At 72.9% G+C, this 15,314-nt stretch carries 17 protein-coding genes; 7 read left to right on the forward strand and 10 right to left on the reverse strand.

Annotated features, from left to right (window positions below; all coding sequences use genetic code 11):
• Positions 1-13: 13 nt before the first annotated feature.
• The 4 genes from B6R96_RS34510 to B6R96_RS34525 all read right to left on the reverse strand — a co-directional run bounded on the left by B6R96_RS34510 (position 14) and on the right by B6R96_RS34525 (position 3,305).
• Positions 14-982, reverse strand: coding sequence for a bile acid:sodium symporter (locus B6R96_RS34510; RefSeq protein ID WP_203351763.1), 969 nt, complete (start codon positions 980-982; stop codon positions 14-16).
• Positions 983-1,120: 138 nt separating this feature from the next.
• Positions 1,121-1,438: a hypothetical protein gene (locus tag B6R96_RS34515; protein ID WP_030386610.1), complete on the reverse strand. Its 318-nt coding sequence runs from the start codon at positions 1,436-1,438 to the stop codon at positions 1,121-1,123.
• Between the two features lie 79 nt (positions 1,439-1,517).
• Positions 1,518-1,799, reverse strand: a complete 282-nt coding sequence (locus tag B6R96_RS34520; RefSeq protein ID WP_081524716.1) for a hypothetical protein — start codon at positions 1,797-1,799, stop codon at positions 1,518-1,520.
• A 54-nt stretch (positions 1,800-1,853) separates the two neighbouring features.
• Positions 1,854-3,305 carry an amidase gene (locus tag B6R96_RS34525; protein WP_081524717.1) on the reverse strand — a complete coding sequence of 484 codons (1,452 nt, stop codon included), beginning with the start codon at positions 3,303-3,305 and terminating at the stop codon, positions 1,854-1,856.
• 146 nt (positions 3,306-3,451) lie between these two features.
• On the opposite strand from B6R96_RS34525, the gene B6R96_RS34530 reads away from it, so the two are divergent.
• The gene (locus B6R96_RS34530) at positions 3,452-4,069 is read left to right on the forward strand and encodes a TetR/AcrR family transcriptional regulator (protein ID WP_081524718.1); all 618 of its coding nucleotides are present in this window, start codon (positions 3,452-3,454) and stop codon (positions 4,067-4,069) included.
• Positions 4,070-4,108: 39 nt separating this feature from the next.
• Here B6R96_RS34530 and B6R96_RS34535 read toward each other — a convergent pair whose 3' ends face one another.
• Positions 4,109-4,417, reverse strand: coding sequence for a zinc-ribbon domain-containing protein (locus B6R96_RS34535; protein ID WP_053703692.1), 309 nt, complete (start codon positions 4,415-4,417; stop codon positions 4,109-4,111).
• 135 nt (positions 4,418-4,552) lie between these two features.
• Between B6R96_RS34535 and B6R96_RS34540 the strand changes: the two genes are divergently transcribed.
• On the forward strand, positions 4,553-4,951 hold the full coding sequence (locus tag B6R96_RS34540) for an Imm32 family immunity protein (RefSeq protein WP_203351694.1): 399 nt from the start codon (positions 4,553-4,555) through the stop codon (positions 4,949-4,951).
• Between the two features lie 97 nt (positions 4,952-5,048).
• Here the strand turns inward: B6R96_RS34540 and B6R96_RS34545 are convergent, their stop codons facing one another.
• The gene (locus B6R96_RS34545; protein WP_203351695.1) at positions 5,049-5,522 is read right to left on the reverse strand and encodes a hypothetical protein; all 474 of its coding nucleotides are present in this window, start codon (positions 5,520-5,522) and stop codon (positions 5,049-5,051) included.
• 453 nt (positions 5,523-5,975) lie between these two features.
• Here B6R96_RS34545 and B6R96_RS34550 point away from each other — a divergent pair, with 453 nt between their 5' ends.
• From B6R96_RS34550 to B6R96_RS34560, 3 genes are all read left to right on the forward strand, one after another.
• On the forward strand, positions 5,976-7,193 hold the full coding sequence (locus tag B6R96_RS34550; RefSeq protein WP_203351696.1) for a 4-hydroxybenzoate 3-monooxygenase: 1,218 nt from the start codon (positions 5,976-5,978) through the stop codon (positions 7,191-7,193).
• 152 nt (positions 7,194-7,345) lie between these two features.
• Complete coding sequence (locus tag B6R96_RS34555) at positions 7,346-9,151, forward strand: methyltransferase (protein WP_081524721.1); 1,806 nt, start codon at positions 7,346-7,348, stop codon at positions 9,149-9,151.
• Positions 9,152-9,349: 198 nt separating this feature from the next.
• Positions 9,350-10,039, forward strand: coding sequence for a hypothetical protein (locus B6R96_RS34560; protein WP_081524722.1), 690 nt, complete (start codon positions 9,350-9,352; stop codon positions 10,037-10,039).
• 25 nt (positions 10,040-10,064) lie between these two features.
• On the opposite strand, the gene B6R96_RS34565 is transcribed toward B6R96_RS34560, so the two are convergent.
• Together B6R96_RS34565 and B6R96_RS37470 are read right to left on the reverse strand one after the other, a co-directional pair.
• Positions 10,065-10,949 carry a hypothetical protein gene (locus tag B6R96_RS34565; protein WP_081525400.1) on the reverse strand — a complete coding sequence of 295 codons (885 nt, stop codon included), beginning with the start codon at positions 10,947-10,949 and terminating at the stop codon, positions 10,065-10,067.
• A 50-nt stretch (positions 10,950-10,999) separates the two neighbouring features.
• The gene (locus B6R96_RS37470) at positions 11,000-11,140 is read right to left on the reverse strand and encodes a hypothetical protein (RefSeq protein ID WP_159396426.1); all 141 of its coding nucleotides are present in this window, start codon (positions 11,138-11,140) and stop codon (positions 11,000-11,002) included.
• Positions 11,141-11,388: 248 nt separating this feature from the next.
• On the opposite strand from B6R96_RS37470, the gene B6R96_RS34570 reads away from it, so the two are divergent.
• Positions 11,389-11,895 carry a nuclear transport factor 2 family protein gene (locus B6R96_RS34570; RefSeq protein WP_081524723.1) on the forward strand — a complete coding sequence of 169 codons (507 nt, stop codon included), beginning with the start codon at positions 11,389-11,391 and terminating at the stop codon, positions 11,893-11,895.
• Between the two features lie 424 nt (positions 11,896-12,319).
• Here the strand turns inward: B6R96_RS34570 and B6R96_RS34575 are convergent, their stop codons facing one another.
• Positions 12,320-12,538, reverse strand: coding sequence for a hypothetical protein (locus B6R96_RS34575; protein WP_081524724.1), 219 nt, complete (start codon positions 12,536-12,538; stop codon positions 12,320-12,322).
• Positions 12,539-12,721: 183 nt separating this feature from the next.
• Positions 12,722-14,032, reverse strand: a complete 1,311-nt coding sequence (locus tag B6R96_RS34580; protein WP_159396427.1) for a hypothetical protein — start codon at positions 14,030-14,032, stop codon at positions 12,722-12,724.
• A gap of 269 nt (positions 14,033-14,301) precedes the next feature.
• On the opposite strand from B6R96_RS34580, the gene B6R96_RS34585 reads away from it, so the two are divergent.
• Positions 14,302-14,937, forward strand: coding sequence for a DUF6000 family protein (locus tag B6R96_RS34585; RefSeq protein ID WP_107475641.1), 636 nt, complete (start codon positions 14,302-14,304; stop codon positions 14,935-14,937).
• Positions 14,938-15,314 lie beyond the last annotated feature (377 nt).

Raw genomic sequence — 15,314 nt, forward strand, 5'->3', positions numbered from 1 at the left:
CCTCCGCGGGCGGTCACCATGCGGCGCCGGACCTAGCCGGTGTCGGGCCGGGGACGAGGCGCGGCACCGTACGGACGTACACGACCATGCCGACGACCTCGACGAGCGTCTGGGTGACCACGACCGCGGCGGTGACGGCGTAGGGGGCGGGCAGGGCCAGGGCCAGGGGCAGGACGACGAGGGAGTTGCGGGTGGCGCCGGTGAAGACGACCGCTCGGCTGCCGGGGACATCGAGGCGCAGGAGCCGGGCGACGGCTTTCCCGGCGAAGGCCATGACGATCAGGAACGAGACGTAGAAGGGGATGACCGCGGCGACGTCGGTGAGGCTGTCGTCGAGCCCGGGAATCTGGGAGGCGACGACGATCAGCAGGGTCGCGGCCATCAGCGGGACCATCGTCGTCGTCGCCGCCTCGGCCACCTGCTGCCCGGCCGGGCGGCGCGCCGCCCACGCCTGCAGGGTCCAGGCGAGCGCCAGCGGGAGGGCGATCAGGAGGACGAAGGCCTCCACGAACGGGCCGGCCTCCACGATGCCGGCCAGGTCGGAGCCCATGAACAGGTACAGGAACCCCGGCAGGAGCAGTATCTGTACCACCAGCAGGAACGGGGTGGCGGCCAGCAGGCGGCGCCCGGAGCCGCCGGCCAGGCCGCAGAAGACGATCACGTAGTCGACGCACGGGCACAGCAGCACCAGCAGCACCCCGACGCGCACGGCCGGGTCGGCGGGCAGGAACGCGAACATCGCGGCGACGACCAGCGGCACCACCACGAAGTTCACCACCAGGGCCGCGGTCAGGAACCGTCCGTCGCGCAGCGAGCGCAGCAGCTCGCCGGCCGGGACCTGGAGGAAGGTGACGAACAGGAGGGCCCCGAGCACCGGGTTGATCCCTTGGGCCAGTCCGGGGCCGGCGGCCGGAGCCAGGCCGCCCAGCAGGCCTCCGGCAGTCATGGCGGCGAGGTAGATCGCGACCTGGTGGTGTTCCATCCACGCGACCGGTCCCTGCGGTCCCTGCTGCGACACCCTGACCGCTCCCTCGTCCTCGTGCCCGGGCCACCGGCGCGGCCACCGGCCCATCCTCACAGGCGCACGAGGCAGGCGGGGACTCAGGTGGGACTCAGCGGGTCACGGCCCGGCGATTCCGGTGATCACCGGGTCACCCAGCGGGGCGGCTTCCGCGGTCAGCCCGACGGAGCGGAGGGCCGCGGTGGCCAGGTCCCGCGCCTGGGCCTCCGCCGTTGCGGTGTCCGCGGCCTCGACCTCCAGGCGCAGGCTGAAGGCCGACGCCTCCGGGTAGAGGGTGAGGAGGTCCAGGTCCTCGGCCACGCCCAGGTCCGTCTCCCGCGGGTCGGATCCGCGCAGCGCGCGGGTGAGTTCCGTGCGCGCCTCGGGGGTCAGCTCGGTGAGCAGGGTACCGGGGAGTGTGACGACGTAAATGGTCATAGGAACACAGATGCCCCGACAGCGCGGGGACACTCGCGCCCCGTGTCCCATACCGACGATTGGCCGAAGGCGTGCCCGGTCAGCCTTCGATCTGCCGGGCCACCGCCCGTGTCCAGCGGTCGCCCTGATCCGCGGGCGCCGCCTCTCGCAGGGAGACGTTGTGCTCGCCCTGCTGCCGGGAGTCCCCGGCGTCGTCCAGCGACGGGGTGTCCACACGGACGCTCCCCGGCAGCATCCGGCGCTGCTCCTGTGCCCCGTCCGCCTGCTCCGCCTGCTCCGACCGCTCCACCTGCTCCACCTGCTCCGCCCGCCCCTGCGCGCCGCGTGCCACCGCGATCACGTAGGACCGGCCTCCGGCCATCCGGTGCTTTCGCCGTCCGCGGGGGTTCCCGGGGGGCGCGCGGGCCCGCGGGGATCAGGCGGACCGGGCTGCACCCGCCCACACGGCAGGCCTGCGCTCCGCCCAGGGCGCGGCCTTCTCCACCTGTGCGGCGAGCCGGAACAGCACGTCCTCGCGTCCGTAGCCCGCGGCGAACTGGACGCCGATCGGCATGCCGGTGGCCGGGTCCACCCCGAGCGGTACCGACATTGCGGGTGTGCCGGCGACGTTGAAAGCGGCGGTGAACGGAGAGCGGTGGAACAGGTGCTCCAGCCAGCCCAGCCCGTCGGCACCCTCGGCGCCCCGGCCGTAGGTGCTCAGGGGTACCGGCACCTCGGGGAGAGTGGGCGTCAGCAGCAGGTCCCGAGAACCGAAATGGGCGCCGATCGAGCGGGCGACCCGGTTGCGCACGTCGAGGGCGTCCACGAACTGCGCGCCGCTCACCTCGAGTCCCCACCTGTAGCTCGCGAGCATCTCGGGCTCGACGGTCGATTCGTCCACGGGGCGGCCGAACGCCCCGGCGAAGCCGTCGATCCACCGCACCAGGTTCGCGGACCACAGGCGGGCGTTGGCGAGGACGAACTCCTCCCAGCTCACGCCGAGGTCGACGGGGGTGACGTCGACCTCGTGGCCGAGTGATTCCAGGAGCCGGGCGGCAGCCAGGGTGGCCTCGTGCACGGCCGGTTCCACGGCGCGCCCGCTCCAGGGGGTGGTGACCAGGCCGACGCGCAGCCTGCCGGGGTCCTTGGTGATCTCCTCGCTGTACGGGCGGTGGGGGCGCTCCGCGAAGTAGGGGTCGCCGCTCTCCGGGCCCTGGATCAGGTCGAGCAGGGCCGCGCTGTCCCGCACGGTTCGGCTGAGCCCACCGTGCACCGCCAGGCCGTTGAAGACCTCGTCGGCGTCCGGACCGAGCGAGACCCGGCCGCGGGTGGGCTTGAGCCCGAACAGCCCGGTGCTGGCGGCCGGCACCCGGATCGATCCGGCCGCATCGGTGGCGTGGGCGAGGGGAGTGATGCCGGCGGCGACCGCCGCGGCCGACCCGCCACTGGAGCCACCCGGTGTCCGGGTGGGATCCCAGGGGTTGCGGGTGGCGCCGTACAGGACCGGTTCCGTGGTGCTGCTGTAGGCGAATTCGGGCGTGGCCGTGCGGCCCAGCGTCACCAGGCCGGCCCGGCGGAAGCGCCGCATGAGGAAGGAGTCCTCCCGAGCCACGTTGCCGGCGGCGAGGCGGCTGCCCAGCTCGACGCGCTTGCCCCGCATGGACACCGCCAGGTCCTTGATGAGGAACGGCACGCCCGCGAGCGGGGTGCTGCCCGGGACCGGGGTGTCCTCAGCGGGCCAGCTCTCCACGACGGCGTTGATCTGCGGATTCACGGCCGCCATCGCGGCTTGGGCCGCGCCGGTGAGGTCCGCCGCGGTCACCTCTCCCCGGGCCACGAGCCCGGCCAGTCCCACGGCGTCGTACTGGGTGTATTCGTGCAGGTCCACGGCGCTCCACCTGTGTTTCCGATCGGTCCCGTGTGATACCGAGCGGTATCGTCCAGGAGTGATCGGTAACGTAGCATGGCTCCCGAGACGCCGAAGACGCCGAAGGCGCCGGCCGACGCGACCGAGCGACCGAAGCGAGGCACACCGTGACGAGCAGCCCCCCGAGGCCGGGCCGGGACTCGAGAGTCGCCCGCCTCCCCCCGCGCGAGCGCATCCTCGACGCGGCCGAGGAACTCTTCCTCCTCGAGGGCGTCAGGGCTGTCGGAGTCCAGGCCATCGCCGAGCGGGCGCAGACGACGAAGATGGCTCTCTACCGTCACTTCGCCACCAAGGACGCGCTGATCGAGGAGTGGCTGCGGATCGTCGCGGTGGGCTACTCGGCCGCGTTCGACCAGGTGGAGGCCGAGCACGGGAACGACGGCCGGGCCCAAGTGCTCGGTGTGGCACGTTTCATCGCCGAAGGGCTGCCGGACATCGCCCGGAGGGGCTGCCCCTTCGTGAACTCCATCGCAGGCCTGCCCGACCCGGGCCATCCGGCCCGTCGGCTGATCGAGACCCACAAGGCCGAACAGCGCCGCCGACTCACGGCCATGTGCGAACGGGCCGGCGCGCACGAGCCCGATGACGTCTCCGCAGAGATCACCTTCCTCCTGGAAGGCGCCCAGATCAGTACGCAGAACGGCAGCGTCGACCGCGCGGGGAAAAGGCTCGTGGCGGCGGTCACGGCGGTTCTGGACCGGGGGGTTGCGGCGCGGGAGGAGTGAGCCGCGCGGGCAGGAGGGGCGCCGCCGGTCGGTGACCGATCAGGCTCCGGGCTGCTGGTACGGGTGCTGGTACGGGTGCTGCGCCTGCCCGTACGCTTCGCCGCCGGAAAGGGCCGCGGCGTGCGCCTGCACCTGCTCGGCCCACTCCTTGGTCCCCGCCTGCTCCATGCCGCAGTAGGTGCACTGCGTCACGTACTGCGTCGAGACGGGGAACAGCGGCACGAAGAACAGCGTGAACTTGCTGACGTGCTTCGTGAGTGTGTGCGCGGCGGAGTATCCGCAGCGACGGCACGCCAGTGTGAGTATCGCGAGCTGGTACAGATAGAGCTTGGTACCAAAGATGATCATGAGTTCGGCCCTTCTGGGCTCAATGCCCCCGCCGGGCGGGAGACGCCGAACGAGATGCTCCCTCACATTTTCCCAGACGGCCCCCGGAGCCGCCGGGGGGACCTCGGAACCGGAAGGCTGTGGCAGGTGCAGGTCTTGTTCTTTCCCGACAGCGACGAGGTGGACGTCTCCGGCGACGCCACGGAACTCGCCGGCCTGGCGCTCATCCTCCTCACCGGGCAGGGCGCCTCGGAAACCACCACCTCGACCGAAGCGGGCTTCGGTGGCACCGCACTGGCTTCGATCGAGGTCGTGGGCGCCGACGGCCCGGGCGTCCGGATCGCAGTCGACCCGGCCCGCGGCGCCCTGGTGATCGAAGGCGACCGGGCGGGCCTGGCCGCACTGGCCGATGACCTGCGCGGGGTCGCGGAGATGGACGACGGCGGCCACCGGCACATCGAGTACTACCAGGATCACCACTACCTCGCTGCCGACTCACAGCCCATCGTGGTGAACAGCCCCCACGGGGGCATGCCGCTGCCATCTGCGGACTGAGCGCGGGGACGCGCCTCCTCACGCGGGCCTCGTCCGCGCGGAAGATGCGCCGGTAGGCGGCGGGCGTGGTGCGCAGGGCCTCGGGGCGTCTTGCCGATCATGCCGGGCGCTCGCGGGGCCCGGCACCGCGCCTCGCCGCGTTGTCCTCGGTCGTGAGGACAGGCCGACGCTGCGCGCGATGGTCTCCACGGGCATCCGTCTCCTCCGGCAGTCGGCGCCCGGGGCTGATGCCCAGCTGCTCGGTGAAGCGCCGGGTCGGCGTGGGGGCCGAGACCTGCGGGCGGACCGCCATCTGCGCGACGCTCATGGGCTGGTCGAGCCGCCCAGCCGGCCACTCCGGCGGCGGGGCCGACGAGTCGGTGACCGCTCCGGAGGTGGGCAGTTCGGCGTACCGCAGCCGGCAGCCCTGCGGACCCACACCCCGCCGGGCGGGCTCAACCGGGTCACGGCGTACGAGCCGGCCGGCTCGGCCTCCGGGATCGCGCTCGGCCCGGCCGCCGCGTCTGCTGGTGTCGGCGGGGGCCTGTCCGGCGGGCTGTGCGGCGCTGTTCGCGATCCCGGCGGTCCGCACCCTGCGCCGGCCGCTCCCGCGGACGACCCTGGCGCCGGCCGCGCTGACCGCGCCGGCCGCGCGGGCTCGCCTCGCTGACGTCGTTCCCGGGGCCGGTCGGGCTGTTCGTCCTCGCGTTCGGTGACCACCCGATCCGTGTTCCCGCCGAACGGCGGTTGCAGCCGTCGCGTACGGTCGAAGGCGCCGCCGGGGCGCACCGCTACGCCTGCCGGGTGCTCCGCGCGGGGCGGCCTGACGACGGCCCGACGGCCCAACGGCCGCGTACGCGCCGGGGCACTGCGGGAGAGCGCGGCCGCCCCCGCACGCCCGGAGCGCACGACCGGCCCGCCGCGGAAACAGGTCCCGGCCCTGCCCTCACCGGGCCGATACACCCAGGGCGATTGTCACTCTATTCCCACCTAAGGATGGCTTGCGTAGGTACGTGGATCTTCGCGTGTTTATGCTTCACCCGCTATGACGGAAAGTCAGAACTCCCGCACGTTACGTAACTCGTCCGACGTGGTCGTCCTCGGTGCCGGTCCCGCCGGACTCGTTCTCGGAATCCTGCTGCACACCGCCGGGATCGACTGCGTGATCCTGGAACGCGCCTCCCGCAGCCACGTCCAGACCCGGGCCCGCGCCGGGTTCCTCGCCCCGAACACCGTGCGGATCCTGGACCGGCACGGCCTCGCCGACGGCCTGCACCGGCACGGAAGCCGCCACGGCACCTGCGAATTCCGCACCGAGGACGGCCGGTTGCGCCTCGATTACGGCGCCCTCGGTCCGGGGGAGCCGCACCACGTCTACCCGCAGCAGAAACTGGTCACGGACCTCCTCGCGCACTACCTCGACCTCGGCGGACGCATCCACTTCGGCACCGAGGCGCTCGTCGTGCAGGACGCCGACGGCGCCCGGCCGGCCGTCACGACGCGCGAGCCCGACGGCAGCCCCGCCCGGTGGACCGCCCGGTACGTCGCCGGATGCGACGGCAGGTACGGAGCGGCCCGCCGCTCACTGCCGCCGGGCGCCGTCCGCCGCCACCACCACGACCACGGCGTGACCTGGCTCGGCCTGCTCGCCGAGAGCCCGCCGAGCCTGGACGCCGTCGGCTACGCCATCCACGACCGCGGCTTCGCCGGACACATGGCCCGCACCGCGGACGTCACCCGCTACTACCTCCAGTGGCAGCGCGGCACACCCGCCGACGCCTGGCCCGAGCAGCGGATCTGGGACGAGCTCGACGTCCGTATGCGCGCCGAGGACCACGGCCCGCTGCGACGCGGCAGACTCCTCGAGCGCGGGGTCTTCGACCTGACCTGCGACGTCATCGAACCGCTGCGCCACGGCTCGCTCTTCCTGGCGGGCGACGCGGCCAGTCTGCTCGCCCCGGCGGCGGCGAAGGGCGCCAACCTCGCTGTCCTGGAGGCGGAGCTCCTCGCGGAAGCCCTCACCGATGCCCTCGCCCGGGGCGACACCGCGGGACTCGACGGGTACTCGGACCGGTGCCTGGCGCACATTTGGCGGGCGCAGGAGTTCACCGGGTGGATGACCCGGCTCCTGCACGCGGTTCCCGGTCCGGAGCAGGATGCCGGATCGTTCTTCCACGTCGCCCTGCAGCGTTCCCGGCTCGCTTCGCTGCGCACCTCGCGCATCCACCAGGACTGGTTCGCCGAGAACTACGTCGGCGTGTGACCGCCCCGGCGCCCGGCAACACCCGTACCCGTACCCGTACGCGTGTCCGTACGCGTACCCGCACACCCTGACCCGCTTCACCGCCCCCACCCGCTTCGCCCTGCCCGGCCCAGCCCTGCCCACCCCCGTACCGGCCCGAGGACACCCCCACGATGACGACCACCCTCCCCGACAAAACGTTGCTTCCGGACGACACCGCCAGCCTGCGCGCGGCGGCCCGCTTCGTCCGCGAGCACGACAGCGCCGCCCTGCTGCCCCTCCTCCTGCCCGGCCTCGGCGGTCCGGACCTGGAGGCGCTGGCCGGCCACTGCCGGTTCGCCCACGCGGGGCTGCTGGTCTTCCCGCCGGACGCGGACGGCCTACGGGCCCAACTCGCCGCCTGCGGCCTGGCCGTGGACACCCCCGCCCACCCCAGCGTGGTGGTACGGGAACGCCTCGCCCGGCGCCACCGGCGCGACCCGGCCGAGCTCGATGTCCAGATCCTGCGCCCGCAGGTGCTCGGCTGCGGCGGCGAGCGCCGCGCGGTCGAGGTGTTCGCCCTCACCGTGCCCCCGCACTCCGGCCTGGAACCGATCGCGGCCTACGAACGCACCCGCCAGCACGAAGCTCACCTCGCCTTCGAGACCGACCGTCCGGAGGCGTCGGCCCTGCGCGGCCTGTGCGCGATCCTCGTCCGCCACGGGGCACGGCCCGACGGCGGCGGCTACAACCCGCACGAGGACGGCACGGTCCTGTACTTCACCCTCCCCGCGGACGCGGCCTGCGACTACCGTCGGCTGGAGCTCTACGCACGCGGCGACCACCAGGACACCCTCGCCGCCCACCTGGACCACGACTCCCGGCGTGACGCGCGGCAGCCCGCCGAAACGCTCCTTCACCTCCTCACCGGCGCATGGACGACACAGGCGCTCACCACCTTCGCGCGACTGGGCCTGCCCGACGTCATGGACACGCGCTCCGCCTGCTGCACCGAGGACCTCGCCCGGCTGACCGGCGCCCATCCCAGGAGCCTCGCCGTGCTCCTGCGCTACCTCGCCATGGTCGGCGCGGTCACCCCGGCCCCGGCCCCGGCGCGGACCCCGAGTCCGGCCCATGACACGGCCGACGCCCCGGAGCACGCCCCGGAGCAGGAGGCATTCCGCCTGACCGAACTCGGCGCCCTGCTGCGCGCGGACACGCCCGGCTCGATGCGACCGCTGGCCCTGATGTACGGCGGCCCGTTCTACCGTTCCTTCAGCGGCCTCGACCACGCCGTACGGACCGGGCAGCCGGCCTTCGACCGCATCTTCGGCGAGAACCACTTCGACCACTTCGCCCGCGACCCCGAACTCGCTTCCCTCTTCGACCGTTCCATGGCCGCGAGTTCACGGATGTTCCAGCCGCTCCCCGCCCACCCGGTCATCGCCGCCGCGGCCCAGGCACCCGCACCCGCGACCGTGGTCGACATCGCCGGTGGCAACGGAGAGCTCCTCGGCCTCCTCCTCAGCGCACACCCGCGCCTGCGCGGTGTCCTCCTCGAACGCCCGCACGCGGTCGGGGCCGCCCGCCGTCGGCTCGCCGCCGCGGGCTGCGGCGAGCGCTGCGACTATCGTGCGGGCGACTTCGCCGACGTCCCTTCCGGCGGTGACGTCTACGTCCTCTCCCGTGTCCTGCACGACTGGGACGACGACCGCTGCCGCGAGATCCTGCGCCACTGCGCCCGCGCGATGCCCGCCCACGCGGACCTGCTCGTCGTGGAGCGCCTCCTGCCCGTCGACGGTTCTCCCTCGCTGGCCACCGCCTGGGACCTGCACATGCTGTGCAACGTCGGAGGCCGCGAACGCCGCGCCGACCACTACGCGCGCCTGTTCGCCGACGCCGGCCTCCAGCTCGTCGGCCACAGCCCCCTGCCCCTGGATGCACACGTGCTCCATGCCCGCAGGGCGCCCGCACCGGACCCCGTCACCCGACGGAGCTGAGCGGGTACCGCCGACCGCAGCACGGATGCGTGGACCGGTACGGGCCCTGCGCCACCCACCGGTCCACGCCTCTTCGTCCGACAGCCCGCCGGGGCGGTTCGCCGCGCGGTACGGTGCTGCACGGACCGCTGCCGCCGGCGGGCGGTGGACGTGGGGCGTGCCCGGAGTGCCGGACCGGGCGGAACGGGGCTGCGACGCATGCCGACGACGGTGGTGGGGTTCCGGCTGGGCTGCGACGGCCGGGGCCGGCAAGTGACCGTGTTCGTCTCGCAGTCCGGCGTGCTGTACCGGTCGGCGGGCCCGTACGGGAAACGGCCGGTGCTGGTCCGGCCCGAGGTCTCCCCGGTGCTCAGCAAGCCGTCGGCACCCGGGTTCGGGGGAGAGCAGCCCCTGGCCAGGCCGATCGGATCACTGCGCGAGCAGCACGCCGAATGCCTCCGGCACGGCCTCACACGGGAGTTGATCCCGCCCGTCGTCACCTCCCTCGCGGTGGAGGAGGACCTCCCCGCCGTGCTGCAGGGCCGGCCGCGGCTGCCGCAGCAGAGACTGACCGAGGCCTTTCTCGGTGCAGTCCACCGCCCGGCCGGTTCCCTGGAGGACGCGATCCGCCAGTTCCGGGCGGCGGTCGGCCCACCCCGGCGCCCGGCGCCGGTACGCGGCCGGTCCGGACCAGAACGGCCGCTCCCGCCACGGGCGCAGGCGATGCTGCGCGCGCTCGGCCACCGCCAAGTGCTCACCCCCGGGCGGGAGTTGGACGTAGCCTGGGCCGTCACGGGAGACGGCGTACGCCTGCACACCGAACGGGCCGAGCAGATGCTGGACCGTGCCGCAGCCGCCGAACTCCACGCCGCCCTGACGGCGTGGCTGCGCTACACCGACCCGTCGTAGGAAGCCGCTGGGCCGCCCGCGCCCGCTACCGGCGCGGGCCGATCCGGGCGGGCGGCAGAACGCGGTGGACCAGCCGGATCGCGAAGGAGTTCGGGGGCTCCCAGACGTGGCGGTCCTCGAAGGGCCACGCATAGGTCAGCGCGCCGTCGCGGATGCAGTCGAGCAGGCCGGGCGCCGCGAGTTCGTGCGCCGACCACGCGTACAACTGCTGCAGCCTCGGCGCGATCACCCCGAAATCGAGGAGGCGGCCGAATCCCATCTCCCGGTCGAGATGGGACCGCACGCTGTCGTGGAGCGGGTACTCGTCGGGCAGCACGCGCGACAGTTGCAGGAAGATCCCGGTCATCTCCAGCCTGGGATCGCCGAGGACCGGGGCGAGCGGACGCAGCGGGCCGAGAGAGATCCGGGGCGCTGCGACCAGGGCGTGGGCGTAGAGCACGCGGCAGAGGACGACGTTCATGAAGAACCGCTCGGTCTCGTTCTCCGCCTCCGCGAGGTCGCGGTTGTCCAGGTACGCGGCGACCACGCTCCCGTTGTGCGCCCGGTACCAGGCCCGGGCCGTCGGGTGGTCGGCGAAGGACAGCCAGTGGTCGACCGCCCGCGAGGAGGCGGGCCCCGCCAGGCCGCCGCTCAGCCCCACCGCCTCGCAGCCGTCACGCAGGATCCGTTCGTTGACCGCCCGCCACCACGGGCTGCCGGGCCGGTCGCCGAACATCGGTTGCAGCACGCCGCGCCGCAACTGCCAGCGCATGAACGACATCGCCGCCCGGCGGAACGGCAGGTGCCGGGGTGCCTTGCCGAACGGACCGTAGTAGCAGCGCTCCATCAGGGACATCCGCCCGGCAGGGTCGTCGCGGACCGCCGCGACCTGCTGCCCGGCCCAGGCGGCGGCCGTGACCTCAGACATCATGCCCACAGAGTGTCACAAACCGCCCGGACCGCCGCCGTGGACCTGCCGGGTCAGGCCGACGGGGTGAGCACCCACAGGCGGTGGTCCCAGCCGACGTCCCGGCAGTCGCGCACGGCGAGCCCGGCCCGCTCCGCGAGCGCCGTCACGTCCTCGACCAGCCTGCGCCGGCCCTTCCGCGCGGAGACCGGCATGGCCCTTCTCCGAGTGGCGGCCCAGGGGCCGTCGGCCGACCGGTCAGGGCCCGTCAGGGCCGGTCAGGGCAGGCTCCGGTCCGGGTGGACAGGAGTGGGCAGGGCCGGACAGCCAACGGTCCCGCAGGGCCTGGCAGGTGGACACCGACCGCGACGAGTCTGAGCGCCATGAACGTCGCACGGACCCGGACGGACACGACCCCGCATCCGTGCGCGCCCCCACATCCGTACCCCGAGGAGCTCCCACCATGACGACCCGCGCACTTCGTGCCATCACCGTGCTGACCGCCACCGCGGTCCTCGGCGCCACCGCCTCCACCGCCTACGCTGCTCAGCACACCGACCGGCGCGCACCGGGCATCGTCGGTGCCTGGGCCCGCGCCTGGAACGGCACCGACCCCCAGGCGCTCGGAGCCCTGTTCACCGCCGACGGCGTCTACACCGACGAGGCCGTGGCCGTCACATTCCGGGGCCGGAAGGAGATAGCGGGGTGGAAGGCCCGCGCCGACACCCTGATCGACAACGTCCACGTCACCGTCCGCACCACCCGTCTCGACGGCGAACGCGTCACCGTCCGCGCCGTCTACTCCGGCCACCTCAAGGGCGCGCCCAAGCCCTTCGCCGTGCCGATGACGACCGTGCTCGACCTCGACCGGAACCACTGCCGGATCTCCTCCGACAAGGACCATTACAGCCTGGCCACGGTCCTCGCCCAGTCCGGCCTGCCGGCCGACTGGACCCCGCCCGCCGCCTGACCGGCCCGCCCGAACGGACTTGCCCTGCCCTGCCGAGCCTGCGTACCGACTCAGCGTTTGCGGTTGGAGCTCCACTCGTAGGTCATGGGAGCCGTCTGCACGACTTCGCTGGGCCAGGTCTCTCGAACGTGCTCAAGTCGCTGGTGGTGGTCCTGGATCCAGGTCTCTTCCGGTCCGATCGCCTTCATCGCCGGCGGCGAGAAGACCTGCCCGGTGTACGCCGGCGGCTACGCCGAACTCCTCGGCGAGGTGGCTACCCCCAAGCGGCCGCCGCGCTCGTCGTCGCGCACCTCCCGAGCGACTGCGGGGCCGCCGTCGAGGGGCCCCGGCCGTCGTCCCGGTGAATGTCCCCCTGAGGACCGGGAGCGGCCGCTGCCCTACATGGGCCACCCGCGTCCGTCAACCGAACGCCGCCTGGACCGGATCAGGTTTCGGAGACGTCGCTGACGGTTCGCCGGTTCAGGGAGCGGATCCGCAGCGCGGCGCGGATCAGGGCGATGAAGGCGGCAGCGGGAAGGAGCACGACCGACCAGGTGATGGCCGGCCAGGCGGAAATCGGCAAGTGGGGGAGGACCAGGTACGACCCGAACACCGCCATGACGACGACGAGGACACCGAGTGTGGCCTGCCAGCCGGGTCTCACCACACACTCCTCGGGTGCCGAAACGACGCGTCCGCCGGCGGCGGTCTCCGGATCATACCGGGCGGGCTGCGGCGCGTGGTGGCCGGCAGGAGCCACAGGCCGCTCCCCCAGGGCCGTGGCCGAGCCCCGGCACCCGGCCGGTCTACGGCCGGGCGGTGGTACCGGTCGCCCGTGGGCCTGCCGTCAGGAGTTGGGCAGGCGGCGGAAGCGGTCGTCGTCCTCGTAGCCGACCGCCGGTATGCCCAGCAGGTCGTCCACTCCGGGGAAGCCCTCGTCCGCCTGGAACTCCGTCCCGTGCACCGACACGTTCTGCGGCGGGCCCGCGTACATGCCGGTGTGGGCGCTGCCCAGTTCCATGAGGTAGCCGCCCGACGCCGAGGGTCGGCGCCGGTCGTTTGCGACGGCCTGGGAGGCGTAGGTGTTCATGGCAGCGACGCGCTGGAAGAGGGCGGTCGCCGACATCGGAGGGCGGCGGGCCGGGCGGCCGTCGAGGCCCTTGACCCGGATGCGGTGCGTGCGGGCGGCCTCCAGCACCGCTCGCAGTCCGGTCGTGCCCAGGTTCATGTTGCTGTCGTAGCGGGCGACGAACGCCTGCAGTTCGGCGCTCATCGTCCCTTCGGCGAGGAACGCGTCGACGTGCGGCTGGTATCCGTCGTCGCGGATGCTCTCCAGGTAGAGGGTGCTCACGCCGGCGGCCTCGATCTGGTCCATGTGCGTGCACAGGAACTGCCAGATGCGTGCCCCGGAGTGGGTCCCGCCGATGGCCACGCCGTCGAACTGCTCCAGCAGTGCGCGCAGGTCGCCCATCGCGTCCTCGGAGCCGGCGCCGGCCAGGGCGTCCTCCACCGTCCGGTGGCGCTGCTGCCGATCCTCGGGAGTCTCCGTGTACGCGTCGCGCGTGGCCCGGGCGTCACGGCCGAGTTGTGCGTCACGTGCGTCCTGGCTGTTCCAGTGGTCGACGGTACGCGGGTCGGCGCGGCCCATCCCCTCCAGCACGTCATTGCGTCCGGCCGTCGCGGGGACGCCCGGCGCGAGCCTGCGGACGTTGCCCAGGTTGTAGTGGAGCAGCTGGTCGGTCTCCTGGAGTTTCTGCGGGTCCGCGTCGACGGCTACGCGCTGCTTGTTGGCGGCGTCCCGGGTGGCCTGCGGCAGGCTCTGCCATTCTTCCGCCGTCAGCGCGTTCGGTGTCCGGTCCTTCGCACGGGAGTTGCGGGGACCCCGTACCCGCAGTGCCGGGCCCGGCGGGTGCTGGTGCAGTTCGTCCTGCTCCATGCGCTGGACCACGGGAGCGGGACCCGTCGGCGGCTCCGCGCCGCGCGCGTGCCGCTGTGCCTCGATGATGCGGGACACCGCCGCGTTCCCGGCGAGATGCTGGAGTTGCAGCATCGCCTCCGCGGCCGTTGCGCCGCCGGACCGCGACTGCCGCGCAACCTGCGCGGCTCCCGGGCGCTGCGCACCTCGCCGCTGCTCGTCACCGGTCTGCTGCGCCCGCATGCGGCGTCCCCTCTGCTACATGGACTGGGAACGCCCAGTGTCACTGCTCTGCCTTCCTCGGCGGTACGCCCGGAGGGGCAGGCACGGGTGCAGACACCCTGCCCTTCACGCGTGGCGCGGGAGCGGGGAGCGGCTCACCGTCCCCGGTGTGGCCGGGCAGGTGAACGCGGTTCTGGCACGCATTCCTGCTCTGAACCAGTGACCTCCTGCCGCCGAGGCGGTCGGCAAACCTGTGGCGCACGCGTACCGTCCCGGGGCAGGATGCGGTGATGCGTGATGTCCGGAGCGATCCCGAGTTGCAGGAGCTGGCTCGACGGTTCGTCAGGCCCGATCGTCGGTACCTTCGGTTGGGCGGGAGTCTTCGCCGACTGAGCGCGGTCGAGCGCGCCACGTTCGTACGGGACCTTGCTCAGGCTGCCCACGAGATCACTCCCGCGGAGCTCGGCATCCTCTTCGAGGGTGGCTGGCGCGAGCGCAAGACGGCCGCCTGGCTGGTCGCTGTGGCCCACAGGACCGAGTTCCGCGACGTCATCGGCCGGCTTCTGCTGGCCAGCGGGGGGCCGTATGCGGGCGCGGCGTACTGCGTCGCCCTTGCGAGGTTCGGTACTGCCGCGGATGCCGAACTGCTCGCCGCCTACCTTGATCACTACTTGTCGCGTCCCGACCTCGACTACGACCAGCCAATCGTCCTCGGGACGCTCCTGTACCTCGATGGGGTACTCGGCTCCGAGTCCGCATCGCGGTTCCTTGCCCCGGGAGGCCCGTGGGACCGGTGGCTCGAAGCCCGGGCCGTGGCGGCCCTCGACCCGGATGACTGCCGCCAGGGCATGCAGCACCTTTGCGCCTTCGTCGACGAGACCGCCGAGGCCTTCGCCGCGGTGAACGATGGGCGCCAACAGCCATGACCTCACGCGAGACGTCCGCAGGACATGTGGATCAATCAGCCCAGCCCTCGGTGTTCGAGCACGACTCGTAGGAGTAGCGAGTGTCTCGGTCCCACTCCTCTCCAGTGATGCGTTCGTATGCCCGGTCCGGTGCGTACAGCAGGCACTCGGCCCGGATGAGGTCCGTGGCGTACGGAGCGAAGGCCGCAGGGTCCTGGAGGACACTGTCGAATACGGTGCGGCCGGCGGCGACGACGGCGACCACCTGGTGAAGCCGACCCGCGCCGTTCTGACCCGCGGGCAGCGTCAGCGGTGGTGGGTTGTCATCCCAATGGGGCGATGTGCGGCGCGGCGGATCAGGCAAGACTCTCGTCAAGCCCCACTTCGCCCCGGAGGTT

This window comes from Streptomyces sp. Sge12, from assembly GCF_002080455.1.
Lineage (GTDB): Bacteria > Actinomycetota > Actinomycetes > Streptomycetales > Streptomycetaceae > Streptomyces.

Excerpts from the sequence above, each read along its gene's own strand:
- B6R96_RS34510 (WP_203351763.1), bottom strand. The coding sequence starts at position 982 with ATGGAACACCACCAGGTCGCGATCTACCTCGCCGCCATGACTGCCGGA.
- B6R96_RS34515 (WP_030386610.1), bottom strand. The coding sequence starts at position 1,438 with ATGACCATTTACGTCGTCACACTCCCCGGTACCCTGCTCACCGAGCTG.
- B6R96_RS34520 (WP_081524716.1), bottom strand. The coding sequence starts at position 1,799 with ATGGCCGGAGGCCGGTCCTACGTGATCGCGGTGGCACGCGGCGCGCAG.
- B6R96_RS34535 (WP_053703692.1), bottom strand. The coding sequence starts at position 4,417 with ATGATCATCTTTGGTACCAAGCTCTATCTGTACCAGCTCGCGATACTC.
- B6R96_RS34550 (WP_203351696.1), top strand. The coding sequence starts at position 5,976 with ATGACGGAAAGTCAGAACTCCCGCACGTTACGTAACTCGTCCGACGTG.
- B6R96_RS34555 (WP_081524721.1), top strand. The coding sequence starts at position 7,346 with ATGACGACCACCCTCCCCGACAAAACGTTGCTTCCGGACGACACCGCC.
- B6R96_RS34560 (WP_081524722.1), top strand. The coding sequence starts at position 9,350 with ATGCCGACGACGGTGGTGGGGTTCCGGCTGGGCTGCGACGGCCGGGGC.
- B6R96_RS34565 (WP_081525400.1), bottom strand. The coding sequence starts at position 10,949 with ATGATGTCTGAGGTCACGGCCGCCGCCTGGGCCGGGCAGCAGGTCGCG.
- B6R96_RS37470 (WP_159396426.1), bottom strand. The coding sequence starts at position 11,140 with ATGCCGGTCTCCGCGCGGAAGGGCCGGCGCAGGCTGGTCGAGGACGTG.
- B6R96_RS34570 (WP_081524723.1), top strand. The coding sequence starts at position 11,389 with ATGACGACCCGCGCACTTCGTGCCATCACCGTGCTGACCGCCACCGCG.
- B6R96_RS34580 (WP_159396427.1), bottom strand. The coding sequence starts at position 14,032 with ATGCGGGCGCAGCAGACCGGTGACGAGCAGCGGCGAGGTGCGCAGCGC.
- B6R96_RS34585 (WP_107475641.1), top strand. The coding sequence starts at position 14,302 with ATGCGTGATGTCCGGAGCGATCCCGAGTTGCAGGAGCTGGCTCGACGG.